The 11,785-nt window shown below is 69.3% G+C and carries 10 protein-coding genes; 5 read left to right on the top strand and 5 right to left on the bottom strand.

The features are described 5' to 3' along the window. Window positions 1-205 precede the first annotated feature (205 nt). Window positions 206-925, top strand: coding sequence for a GNAT family N-acetyltransferase (locus SACHA_RS0118530; RefSeq protein ID WP_028663359.1), 720 nt, complete (start codon window positions 206-208; stop codon window positions 923-925). A 33-nt stretch (window positions 926-958) separates the two neighbouring features. Here SACHA_RS0118530 and SACHA_RS26685 read toward each other — a convergent pair whose 3' ends face one another. Together SACHA_RS26685 and htpG are read right to left on the bottom strand one after the other, a co-directional pair. Further along, complete coding sequence (locus SACHA_RS26685) at window positions 959-1,342, bottom strand: type II toxin-antitoxin system VapC family toxin (protein WP_083935911.1); 384 nt, start codon at window positions 1,340-1,342, stop codon at window positions 959-961. Between the two features lie 328 nt (window positions 1,343-1,670). Then, window positions 1,671-3,605 (bottom strand): molecular chaperone HtpG, encoded by a 1,935-nt coding sequence (gene htpG, locus SACHA_RS0118535; protein WP_019812169.1) that lies wholly within the window; start codon window positions 3,603-3,605, stop codon window positions 1,671-1,673. A 177-nt stretch (window positions 3,606-3,782) separates the two neighbouring features. Between htpG and SACHA_RS24175 the strand changes: the two genes are divergently transcribed. Then, on the top strand, window positions 3,783-4,031 hold the full coding sequence (locus tag SACHA_RS24175; RefSeq protein ID WP_083935912.1) for a type II toxin-antitoxin system Phd/YefM family antitoxin: 249 nt from the start codon (window positions 3,783-3,785) through the stop codon (window positions 4,029-4,031). After that, a complete protein-coding gene (locus SACHA_RS0118540) occupies window positions 4,018-4,449 on the top strand; it encodes a type II toxin-antitoxin system VapC family toxin (protein ID WP_019812170.1) in 432 nt (143 codons plus the stop codon). The genes SACHA_RS24175 and SACHA_RS0118540 overlap by 14 nt, the downstream gene beginning before the upstream one ends. Before the next feature lie 146 nt (window positions 4,450-4,595). On the opposite strand, the gene SACHA_RS0118545 is transcribed toward SACHA_RS0118540, so the two are convergent. Then, window positions 4,596-5,846 (bottom strand): M14 family metallopeptidase, encoded by a 1,251-nt coding sequence (locus SACHA_RS0118545; RefSeq protein ID WP_028663333.1) that lies wholly within the window; start codon window positions 5,844-5,846, stop codon window positions 4,596-4,598. A gap of 706 nt (window positions 5,847-6,552) precedes the next feature. On the opposite strand from SACHA_RS0118545, the gene SACHA_RS23060 reads away from it, so the two are divergent. After that, complete coding sequence (locus SACHA_RS23060; protein WP_051110283.1) at window positions 6,553-7,908, top strand: MFS transporter; 1,356 nt, start codon at window positions 6,553-6,555, stop codon at window positions 7,906-7,908. Between the two features lie 117 nt (window positions 7,909-8,025). On the opposite strand, the gene SACHA_RS0118560 is transcribed toward SACHA_RS23060, so the two are convergent. Together SACHA_RS0118560 and SACHA_RS0118565 are read right to left on the bottom strand one after the other, a co-directional pair. Then, window positions 8,026-9,306, bottom strand: coding sequence for a choice-of-anchor B family protein (locus SACHA_RS0118560; RefSeq protein ID WP_028663334.1), 1,281 nt, complete (start codon window positions 9,304-9,306; stop codon window positions 8,026-8,028). Between the two features lie 208 nt (window positions 9,307-9,514). Then, a complete protein-coding gene (locus SACHA_RS0118565) occupies window positions 9,515-10,783 on the bottom strand; it encodes an alpha-amylase (protein ID WP_019812175.1) in 1,269 nt (422 codons plus the stop codon). A gap of 201 nt (window positions 10,784-10,984) precedes the next feature. Here SACHA_RS0118565 and SACHA_RS23065 point away from each other — a divergent pair. After that, the coding region (locus tag SACHA_RS23065; protein WP_157601767.1) for an FAD-dependent oxidoreductase at window positions 10,985-11,785 on the top strand (801 nt) is incomplete at its 3' end.

Here is an 11,785-nt window from a genome sequence, read left to right on the forward strand (position 1 = left end):
GGTGCGCACGTCCACCAACCGCCGCACCCCCGCCCCGCGCAGCAGCCGGACCAGCTCGTCGCCGCTCGCGGTACCGTGGCCGACCGTCAGGATCCGCACGACCGGCCGCCTACCCGCTCCCGGGTCACCCGACACCCCGACCGGGCCGCACCGCCGTGCCGTGCGGAACATCGACGGCACCGAACCCCAGGGAGGAACACGCACCATGGTGAACCGCGACACCGCCGCACTCGACGACCCGGTGGGCGGGTCACTGCGCGGTCACCACGCACACCTCGCCCGGCGACTCGGACGGGCCGCGACCTACCTGCCGGACGTCGCGACCTTCACGACACTGCCCGCCGAGCCGAAGCCGGACGACTGGGCCGAGCTCGCCCACCTGCTCGGCCGGGGCGGACTCGCCGACCTGTTCAGCCACCCGGCGACACCGCCCCCGGACTGGGAACCGGTCTTCACGCTCGACGGCCGCCAGATGATCCTGCCCGACACCGGCCCGGCCGCACCGTCCGCGTCCGAGGCCGACAGTGGTGTGGTCGACAGTGGTGTGGTCGAACTCGGCGCGGACGACGTCCCCGAGATGCTCGACCTGGTCACCCGGACCCGACCGGGACCCTTCCAACCCCGCACCCACGAACTCGGTACCTATCTCGGCGTCCGGGACAACGGCACGCTGGTGGCGATGGCGGGCGAGCGGCTCCGCCCGCCGGGGTGGACCGAGATCAGCGCCGTCTGCACGGCCCCCGAGGCACGCGGGCGCGGCCACGCCGCGGTCCTGGTCGAGGCGCTGGTCGCCCGGATCACCGCGCGCGGCGAGCGCCCCTTCCTGCACGCAACCGAGACGAACACCGGCGCGATCGCCCTCTACCGACGACTCGGTTTCACCACACGCGGACCGGTCACGTTCCGGGGCTTCCGGATCCCCTGACGACCCCGGAACCGGCGCCGCATGCTCAACCCGTCAATGGGGGACCACACTGATCACACAGCGAGTTCCCGGTGCCCGTGCGAGGCGCGCATCGGCGGTCAGCAGACCGCAGTCGAGGAATTCCGCGAGGGCGACGTAAGAGGCATCGCACGCAGAAGCATTGTCCCGTAGCTCCCATACCCGATGAAGTAGCGGAAGCGTCGCGTAACGCATCACCCCGAGCCGCTGCCATACCCGCAAGGCGTTCCAGGCGGCAGCTGCCTCCACTTGCCCAGCAGCGACTCGACGCCGCAGTGCGCTCGCGATCTCGGCATCGATGAGATGGGGCACGTGGAGCTGTTGCTCACCTAGAGCGCGGCGAGCGGGACCGTTCCTGAACAGTGCCGAGAGCGCCGCTGAAGCGTCAACCACGATCACCGGTCAGCTCGTCCAGCATCCAGGTCGTCGAGAATCGTGGTCGTATCCACGTCCAGATCAGGAAGAGTATCGAGGAGAGCGGGGTTGTCCGCCCGGCGGGACACCGCAGCAAGCTCCCGTACCGCGACAGCGCCGACAGACGGCGTCCTGTGCAGCCAAACGCTCCAATCGCTCCACCACCTCGTCCGGCACATTTCGCAGGTACAAAGTCCTCATGTCGCAGTGTGCTAGCACGTATATCGCGACAGGTAACAATACCGGGCGACCCGGTAGACGAAGTACATCCGGGGTCGGCACTACCGCGAGGGCTGTGCCGACCCCGGATCCCTCACAGCGTGTCGGCCAGGGTGTCGGCGAGCAGGCTGTTGAAGCGCTGCGGGTCGGCGAGTTCGCCGCCCTCGGCCAGCAGGGCCATGCCGTGCAGCAGCTCCGCGGTGCCGACGAGCTTCGCGTCGTCGGTGTCCGCACCCTGCTCGTGCGCCGTGCGCAGCCGGGTGACCAGCGGGTGCGACGGGTTCAGCTCCAGGGTGCGCTTGCTCACCGGGAGCTCCTGACCCGCCTGCTGGTACAGCTTCGCCAGCGCCGGGGTGATGTCGTAGGTCTCGCCCACCAGGCAGGCCGGGGAGGTGGTGAGCCTGCTGGACAGCCGCACCTGCTTGACGTGCTCGCCGAGCTTGTCGCCCATCCACTCGCACAGCGCGGCGAAGTCGTTGCCCTCGGCGTCGGTGGCCTTGGCCGTGTCCTCGCCGTCCTCCGAGTCCTCGGAGTCCTCCCCGAGGTCGACCTGGCCCTTGGCGATGCTCTGGAAGGTCTTGCCCGCGTACTCGCCGACGCGGTCGACCCAGAACTCGTCGATCGGGTCGTCGAGGATCAGCACCTCGATGCCCTTGTCCCGGAACGCCTCCATGTGCGGGGAGTTCTCGATGACCTGCCGGGAGGCGCCGGTGAGGTAGTAGATGTGCTCCTGGTCCTCGGGAATCCGGTCGACGTAGGAGCGCAGGGTGGTGAGCTGGTCGGCGTCGTGGGTGGAGGCGAACGAGGCGATGTCCAGGATCGCCTCCTGGTTGTCCGGGTCCTCGACCAGGCCCTCCTTGACCACGCGGCCGAACTCGCCCCAGAACGTGTCGTAGCTCCCCCGGTCCTCGTCCATCATGGCCTTCACCGAGGACAGCACCCGCTTGACCAGGCGGCGCCGCATCATCCCGATCTGGCGGTCCTGCTGCAGGATCTCGCGGGAGACGTTGAGCGAGAGGTCCTGCGCGTCCACCACACCCTTGACGAACCGCAGGTAGTCGGGCATCAGCGCGTCGCAGTTGTCCATGATGAACACGCGCTTGACGTAGAGCTGCACCCCGCGCTTGGCGTCGCGCATGTGCAGGTCCATCGGCGCGCGGGCGGGCAGGAACAGCAGCGCCTGGTACTCGAAGGTGCCCTCCGCCTTGACCGGGACGGTCCGCAGGGGGTCGAGGAAGTCGTGGCTGATGTGCTTGTAGAACTCGGCGTACTCCTCGTCGGTGGCCTCGTCCTTCGACTTGGTCCACAGCGCCTTGCGGGAGTTGATCGTCTCCCACTGGCGCGTGGTGCCGCCGTCCTCCTCGCTGGTGCGCTCCACGCGCATCCGGATCGGCCAGGTGACGAAGTCGGAGTAGCGCCGCACGATTTCCCCCAGCGTGTGCTCGGAGGTGTAGTCGTGCAGCTTGTCCTCGTCGTCGGCCGGCTTGAGGTGCAGGGTGACCGCGGTTCCCTGCGGCGCCTGCGGCACCGTGTCCAGGGTGTAGGTGCCGGAACCGTCCGACTCCCAGTGCGTGCCCTCGGTCTCCCCGGCCTTGCGGGTGAGCAGGGTGACCTTGTCGGCCACCATGAAGCTGGAGTAGAAGCCGACGCCGAACTGCCCGATCAGTTCGTTCGCCGCCGCGCTGTCCTCGGCCTCACGCAGCTTGCGGATCATCTCGCCGGTGCCCGACTTCGCGATCGTGCCGATCAGCTCGACGACCTCGTCGCGGGACATGCCGATGCCGTCGTCGCGGACCGTGAGGGTGCGCCGCTCGGGGTCGGTCTCCAGGGCGATGTGCAGGTCGTCGGTGTCGACGTCCAGGCTCTTGTCCCGGAACGCCTCCAGCCGGAGCTTGTCCAGGGCGTCGGAGGCGTTCGAGATGAGCTCCCGCAGGAAGATGTCCTTGTTCGAGTAGATCGAGTTCACCATCAGCTCCAGCAGCTGACGCGCCTCGGCCTGGAACTCGCGCGTTTCGGTCTGCGCGGACACGCACAACCTCCCCTGAATACGACGAAAACACCGTGGATCGCCACGCCGTGCGTGGCCGTCACCCACAGTATCCCCTGCCACCCCACCATCCGGTCACCGACTCCGGTGAACCGGTGTCCCCATGACAGTCGACATGCTCGAAGCATCGTGTCACCACATTCGTGGTAACATTCGGCTATGGAGTCTGTCGGTATCCGCGAGCTCAGCCATCACACCAGCCGCTATCTGGCGCAGGTTCGAGCTGGCAAGTCTCTTGAGATCACCGAGCGCGGCAGAGTTATCGCCGTCATGAGCCCTGCGGAGGACAGCGAGGGACCGCGGACGCCCCGACCGCGGATCGGGGGATACCGGAGCGAAAAGCCGTTGACTGCCGAAGAGATCGACGAGGAACTCGCCCGAGGCTTCGGGGCTGATGATCGTCGTTGACACGGGTGGGGTGTTGGCTTCGAGAGATGAGGCCCATCCCGAACACGCCACAGTAGCCAGGCTGCTCCGCAACAACAATGAGAACCTGCTCCTGTCACCGTTCGTGCTCGCCGAGTGTGATTACATGCTCGCAACCCGTCTGGGCGATGGCGCCGCACGAGAGTTTCTCGACGATGTCGCCAACGGCGCATTCCAGCTCGTCGAGTACGACGCCGGGGACGTGGCGACTGCTCTCGGACTGATCGACAGGTACCGGGACCTCTCCCTCGGTATTACTGACGCCTCGCTGGTCGTCATCGCCGCGCGCTATGAGACCACGCGTATCCTCAGTTTCGATCATCGACATCTGCGAGCTGTCTCACCGTTGTGGGGAGCGCCGAGTTTCACACTTGTGCCGACGGATGAAGACGAGCGGTAAAAGCACCGAAGTGGGTCGCCGAAGGCCGCCGAGCTGCACCCCAGCCTGGGCGGACCGGATGTCCTGCGTTGTCCTCTCCTCTTTCGTGGGGCATCCCCACCGGGGGCGGTCGTCACCCCACCCGGTGACGACCGCCCCCGGTGGGGTCAGATGCCCGCTTCGGTGAGGAGGATGTCCACGGCGTCGTCGTTGCGGGTGGTCTCGCGGTCGATCACCTCGTCCGGCGGGTAGAAGCCGTCCATCCCGCCGCCACTCGCCGGGTACATCTCGAAGGTGAAGCTGAAGATGTCGTGCTCGCCCCACATCCAGTCGTTGATGCCACCGTCGGTGATGTAGAGGTCGCTCGACTGCTGCGGCGTGTAGCCGTTGGTGGCGGCCATGCGGGTGCCGACGTCGGCGAACCGCTCGGCCTCCTGTCGGGTCATGCCCTCGGCCGTGTCGTCGTAGGTGTAGCCGTACGGCCACAGCACCAGCTCGGAGTAGCTGTGGAAGTCCAGGTGCGCGGTGATCTGCTGCTCACCGTCGACGATCCGGGACTCGACGAAGTCGGCCACGGCCGCCGTCTCCGGTGCGGAGAACGGCGACGACCCGCGGTAGGTGTCGCTGAACTGCCAGCCGCTGGAGCCGCCGCAGCAGCCCCACTCGTAGCCCCAGTTGCGGTTGAGGTCGGTGCCGTCCCAGCCCTGCCGGTTCTTGCGCCAACCCTGGTACCGCCCGCCGGAGATGTCGTACTCGGCACCGTCCGGGTTCATGGTCGGCACGACCAGGATCTCCCGGGTGTTCACCAGCTCGGTGACCGCCGGGTCGCTGCCGTAGTCGTCGGTGAACCGCTCCACGATGTGCAGGCACATCTCGGTGGTCAGGTGTTCCCGGGCGTGCTGGTTGCAGGTGAACAGCACCTCGGGTTCGTCCTCGTCGGCGGCCACGTTGTCACTGATCTTCATCAGGTGCAGCGCGCGCCCCTCGTAGGACTCGCCCACGCGGGACAGGCTCGCGATGTCGCCGTGCTGGGCCTCGGCGGTGGTGAGCGTGTCGGTCAGTTCGGTGTAGGTGTGGTAGTCCTCGTCCCCGGCCGGGAACTCGTCGGCGGCCGCGCGCAGGTCCGTGTCCGGGTTGCGGTCGGCGAGCGCACGGTCGAGGTCCCCGGTGCGGTCCAGGTCGATCCCGTCGGCCCGCAGCTTGCGCGCCTGTTCGGGGGTGGCGACCAGGGTGACCGTGCCGTCGGCCACGCCGAGCACGTCCACCCCGGCGCGCACCAGCTGGGTGCGCTGGGCGGCGTCCGTGCCGTCCACCTCGTAGATTCCACTGTCGGTGTCGGAGGCATTCGCCGGCACGGCGGTGGCACCCAGCAGGGCCACTCCCGCGAGTCCGATGAACACTCTGCGTATCTTCCCCATGGGATCAGGCTGGTGGTGCGGACCACACGCGGACAACCGCCGAAAGTCGGGACCGGCCCCTCCGGCGGCAGGTTCCGACGTCTCCCGGGGTGCCGGGGAGGGCCGCCCGGATCGACGGCCCTCCCCGTGTCATGGCCGGGCGACCTACGCCCGGGCACGGCGGCGCCGGGTCAGCAGCACGGCACCGGCGCCGGCCAGGAGGGCGGCGAGTCCCGCACCACCGAGCGTGACGGCGTTCACCCCGGTGGACGCGAGTCCGGTGCTGTTGCCCTGCGGCGGGGGGGTCTTCCAGGGACGGCTCCGGCGGCTCCTCCGTGATCGGGTTCTCCCCGCCGTCGCCCCCTTCACCGGGAAGGGGCTTGTCCGGTCCGGGCACGACCGCGAGCGACTGCGCCGCACCGTCGTGCCAGGTGGACACCCGCACGACGGGTTCGCGGTCGTCGACCTCGGCGAACCGCCACGGGCCGTACACCGCAGGCCGGTACAGGCCGACCGGCATCTCGCCGAACTCCGCACGGCCGTCGTCGTCGGTGACCGCGGTCCGGACCACCTCGCCGGTGTCCGGGTCGAGCAGCGACACCACCGACACTCCGGTGCGACCACCACGGTCGACGTCTTACGTCGCGGCCCCCGCCGACCTAGGATCACCGCGTCACGGACCGACCCACGCCGCCACCGCGGCGTGCCGACCGACAACGGAGTCGCGATGTCCGAGCCCCACGCCGCCGCACCCCGGCGGCGCCTGTCCACCGAGGAACGCAAGGTGCTCGCGAGCACCCTCGCCGGAACCTCGATCGAGTGGTACGACTTCTTCATCTACGCCCAGGCCGCGAGTCTGGTGCTCGCTCCCCTGTTCTTCTCCCCGCTCAGCGCCGACTCCCCCGGCCTGGCCGACCTGATCTCGCTGGCCACGATCGGCATCAGCTTCCTGTTCCGTCCGCTCGGGGCGGTCGTCGCGGGCCGGTTCGGGGACCGGCTCGGCCGGAAGAAGATGCTGGTGTTCACCCTGGTGACGATGGGTGCCGCCACGACGCTCATCGGGCTGCTGCCCACCTACGGCGACATCGGCGTGGCCGCGCCGCTCGTGCTGGTCCTGCTGCGGATCGTGCAGGGGTTCTCGGCCGGCGGCGAGTGGGGCGGCGCCGCGCTGATGTCGGTGGAACACGCCCCGGTGACGCGGCGGGGCCTGTTCGGGGCCTATCCGCAGATCGGGGTGCCCATCGGGCTGATCCTCGCCACGGGCGTGCTGTGGCTGCTGACGACGGTGACCACGACGGAACAGTTCAATTCGTGGGGCTGGCGGATCCCGTTCCTGTTCTCCGCCGTGCTCGTCCTCCTCGGCTACCTCATCCGGCGGGCGGTCGAGGAGAGCCCGGTGTTCCAGGAGATGCTGCGGCGCCGGAAAGCGTCGTCCGCACCCCTGCGGGACCTGATGCGGCGCAACCCGACGCAGGTCCTGCTCACCGCGCTGATCTTCGTGGCGAACAACGCCGCGGGCTACCTCGTCATCGCCTACTTCCTCTCCTACGGCACGCAGACACTCGGCTTACCGCGGTCGTCGGTGCTGGTGGCGACCGTGTTGGCCGCCGTCGGGTGGCTGGCCTCCACCCTCTACGGCGGCGCGCTGTCCGACCGGATCGGCCGGGTGCGCACGTTCCAGATCGGCTACGCGTTCGTGTTCGTGTGGATGCTGCCGCTGTTCCTGCTCCTCGACACCGGGCACATCGTGGCGTTCGGCGGCGCGATCCTGGTGCTCACCCTCGGCCTCGGCCTGTCCTACGGGCCGATGTCGGCGCTGTACGCGGAGATGTTCCCCGCCCCGGTGCGCTACTCGGGGGTGTCCATCGGCTACGCCTTCGGCGCCATCCTCGGCGGCGCGTTCGCCCCGACCCTCGCGGAACTGCTGATGCAGAAGACCGGCTGGTCCGGCTCCATCGGTGTCTACATCATGCTGCTGTCGGTGATCTCGTTCGCCGTGGTCACGGCGGTGCGCGAGACGAAGGGCGTCGACCTCGGCGTCACCGGGTCCGCCACGACACCGAGCCCGGAACACACGTTCTGAAACGACGGGCCGACACGGCCCTGACCGGACGACACGCCGGAGCCGGGGACCCTGCCCACACGGTCCCCGGCTCCGGCCTCACCGGCACCGTTCCCGGTCCGGCCGTCCGTCGGTCCGTCAGTCGGTCACCCGCAGTACGAACAGGCCGCGGTCCATGCTGGAAACCCCGACGACATCCCGCTTGAAGTACGGATAGTTGCTCCAGGTGCCGCCCTCGAAGGAGGCGTTGTCGTTCTCCGGGTACAGGTCGAAGTGGCCGACCTCCTTCAGCTCGCCCTCGTCCACCTTGCCGGTGTGGTAGACGCGCAGCCCCGAGGTATAGTTCGAGGCGAACGCGAGTTGCCGCTCGGTGTAGATGTTGTGGTCGATCGAGGTGGTGTCGTTGTCGAACGACCCGGTGTGCCGGGGGGCGTCCAGGTCGGTCATGTCCCAGATCCGGGTGCGGGTGTTGTTGCCGTGGTCGAGCTCGTCCAGCTCGTCACCGTGCAGGAAGTGCCGCTGGTCGGGGGTGAACCACCCCTGGTGGCTGTAGGCGTTGTCGTCGTAGGACATCCGCGCCAGCACGGTCGGGGTGAGCTTGTCCGTCACGTCCACCACGGACACGTAGTTGCCGTCCGCGGCGGCGTTCGAGTTCACGCAGATCTCCCGGCCGGCGTGGTCCGCGTCCGGGCCGTGGTAGGTGACGCACTGGGTGTCGTGGATGTAGCCGTGCCCGGCGAAGCACCCCGCGAAGCCGGGTGCGGTCGGGTCCGAGATGTCGACCATGTGCAGCCCGCCCCCGCACGTCGAGGTGCCGACCGCGTAGGCGTAGCCGGTGTCGGTGTTGATGGCGACGTTGTGCGCTTTGCCGAACCCGGCGTAGTGCGCGTCGGCGTCGAACGTGCCGCGTTCGTCCCGCAGCCGGGTCAGGTCGAACACCTGCATCCCGTGCGGGATCTGTTCGGAGACGACGAAGGCGTGGTCGTCGAACACCTTGATGTCCCGCCACGAGGTGCGCTGCGACGTCGGGACGTGCCGCGGCAGCATCCCCACCACGCTCGCCTCGCCCGGGTCGCTGATGTCGACGAACACGGTGCCCTCGGCCCCACCGACGAGGGCGTAGTCCCGGTGGGTCTCCGGGTCGGTCCAACCCCACATGTCGTTGGCGAAGCTCAGCCCGAGGTCCTCGAGCCAGAGGTGGTCCACCATCTCGACGTCGTCACAGGCGTAGGTGTCGGCCGCCGTGCCGTCGACACACTTCGCCTGCCCGTCGGGCGCGGATTCCAGTTCCGCCTGCCGCTGTTCCATCGTCGGCGGCGAGACGGCGTCGAAGGACTGTTCGTGCGCCGCAGCGGTCGGCGCACCGAGGATGGATGCCGCCAACACCACGGTCGCCGTGGTCGCGAGTGTCGCTCTCATGGGACCTCCGGTCGTTTCCTGCCGCGGACGGTCGTGTCCGCGGCAGGAGACACCCAACAGCCACCGGCCCCCACCGGACAAGCCACTGTTCAGGGAACGACCGTGTTGCTTTCGGTAGGTCACGCCCGTGCGGTCGGCGGCGTGGAACACCACCCAGCGTGGGCGGTGTGCTCCACGCCGCCGGTCCACCTCCGGCGAACGGCTCGCCTCAGCCGGTCACCCGCGCCCCGGTGTGCAGGGCGACACCGTCGTGTGCGCCGATGTCGGCCCGGAACCAGCCGTCGGCGTTGACCTGATAGGTCGGCCCGGTGCAGCCGCCGTCGACCGGGTCCCCGTGCAGCACGTCGCAGTAGGTGCCCTGCGGCAGATCGGTGGCGAACCATCGGCCGCCGACCGACCCGGCCTCGTCGTTGAGCACCACGTAGCCGCGGTCTCCCCGGCCGAAGGCGATGGTGTCGCCGCCGTTGTCCCACCACCGCGTCACGGGCGCGTCACCGACCTCGTTGTGGAAGCCGACCATGTTGCGGATCGGCTGCCAGGCGTGCTCGCACTGCCAGGCCGCCGAGGAACAGTCCGCGTCGAGGGTGTCGCCCGCGACGTCGGACGGTGGGCCCTGGTCGAAGTCGGTGAAGCTGTAGCTGCTCATCACCCGCGGCGTGCCGACCGGCCAGGCCAGCATGAACGCGTTCGCCAGCGAGAAGCGTGCACCGTCGCGGAAGGACAGTGTGGAGCCTCCGCGCTGGCTGTCGTGGTTGTCCACCCCGGCGATCACCTGCTCGGACGGCACGGCGGTGCCGAAGTCCCGCAGGTAGGCCAACCGTTCGGAGTCGAAGATCCGGGCGAGGTCGCGGGCGTAGCGCTCGTCGTAGACGTCGCCGTTGCCGAGATACTCGTCCGGGGTGACCGGCTCGCCCGCGCCGTGCAGCACCTCCTGGTAGATGTAGGCGGGGCCGTCCAGCCGGTCGAGCACGGCCGCGACGTCGCCTGCGGCCATGTGCTTGGCCGCGTCGACGCGGAACCCGTCCACCCCGAGCGAGAGCAGGTCGTTGAGGTAGCCCCCGATCCGGTCCCGGACGTACGGGGCGCCGGTGTCCAGGTCGGCGAGGTTGAGCAGTTCGCAGTTCTGCACCTCGTAGCGGTCGTGGTAGTCGGCGACCATGGCGGCGAACGCGGCGCGGTCGCCGCGCCGGTTGTCGAGTTCGTAGGACACCGGCTGGTAGTCCTGCCACCACGGGTGGCCCTCGCCGCCGAGGACGACGTGCTCGGACGGCGGGGACACCTGCACCGCCCCGTACCCGGCGGGGCCGAGCGTGTCGCGGCACTCGCGGCCGACGCTGTCCCAGTTCCACTGGAACAACTGCGCGATCACGTCGCGTTCCCCGGGTGGCGCCGCCGCGGCCGGGGGTGGACCGCCGGGTGACGGAACCGTTAACAGCGCGGCCACCAGGGCGACCGCGACCAGGACACGTGGGAACATCCTCGAACCTTTCGTGTTCGTGTGCTGGGAACGGCCACCGGTGGTGCGGGTATGACAGCGGACCGGACGCGGCCGAGTCAAGAAACTTGCAGAAAACTTGCAGAACTCGGGTGTGCGACGCGCTGACCTGCATGTCCGCGTCGGCGTCTTGCAACACGCGCCGGTCGGGCGGCATCCCGACACGGCGAAGGGAAGGATGCGATGACCGGCACCACCGACGTGGTCGTGATCGGCGGCGGGCAGGCGGGCCTGGCCGCGGGTTACTTCCTGCGCCGCACCGGGCTGGACTTCGCCATCCTGGACGCCGCCGAGGCCCCGGGTGGTGCCTGGCGGCACGCCTGGGAGTCGCTGCGGCTGTTCTCCCCCGCCGAACACAGCCCGCTGCCCGGCTGGTGGATGCCCCGGCAGGACGGCGAGGCCTACCCCACGGCGGACCACGTCGTCGACTACCTCACCCGCTACGAGCGGCGCTACGCCCTGCCCGTCCACCGGCCCGTCCGGGTGCGCTCCGTGCGGGACGCCGGGGACGGCCTGGCGGTGGAGTCGGACCGGGGCACCTGGCACGCACGCGGGGTCGTCAGCGCCACCGGCACCTGGGCCGCGCCGTTCACACCGGACGTCCCCGGCCGCGGGGAGTTCGCGGGCACGCAGTGGCACACCGTCGACTACCGCACCCCGGAGCCGTTCCGCGGGCGACGGGTGGTGGTCGTGGGTGGCGGCAACTCGGCCGCCCAGATCCTGGCCGAGGTCTCCACGGTCGCCGCCGACACCTTGTGGTGCACCGCGCGCCCGCCCCGGTTCATGCCCGACGACGTGGACGACCTCCTCGTGTCAACCGATCCACCTATAAAACTTGCCCGAGCAACCATATGCGGTGTTCTACACTGGGCGGGTGAGCACGACGAACGACGACGCCGTCGAGGGCGCCCCGGAGTCAGGTGGTCGCCGGGTGGCCAGTGCCGGACCGGTGAGCCATGCGATCTTCCGGGTGGCGCGCATTCA

This window comes from Saccharomonospora halophila 8 (assembly GCF_000383775.1).
Lineage (GTDB): Bacteria > Actinomycetota > Actinomycetes > Mycobacteriales > Pseudonocardiaceae > Saccharomonospora > Saccharomonospora halophila.

Bases quoted from the DNA above. Each gene is read 5' to 3' on its own strand.
- SACHA_RS0118530 (WP_028663359.1), top strand. From the start codon at position 206: ATGGTGAACCGCGACACCGCCGCACTCGACGACCCGGTGGGCGGGTCA.
- SACHA_RS24175 (WP_083935912.1), top strand. From the start codon at position 3,783: ATGGAGTCTGTCGGTATCCGCGAGCTCAGCCATCACACCAGCCGCTAT.
- SACHA_RS0118540 (WP_019812170.1), top strand. From the start codon at position 4,018: ATGATCGTCGTTGACACGGGTGGGGTGTTGGCTTCGAGAGATGAGGCC.
- SACHA_RS0118545 (WP_028663333.1), bottom strand. From the start codon at position 5,846: ATGGGGAAGATACGCAGAGTGTTCATCGGACTCGCGGGAGTGGCCCTG.
- SACHA_RS23060 (WP_051110283.1), top strand. From the start codon at position 6,553: ATGTCCGAGCCCCACGCCGCCGCACCCCGGCGGCGCCTGTCCACCGAG.
- SACHA_RS0118560 (WP_028663334.1), bottom strand. From the start codon at position 9,306: ATGAGAGCGACACTCGCGACCACGGCGACCGTGGTGTTGGCGGCATCC.
- SACHA_RS0118565 (WP_019812175.1), bottom strand. From the start codon at position 10,783: ATGTTCCCACGTGTCCTGGTCGCGGTCGCCCTGGTGGCCGCGCTGTTA.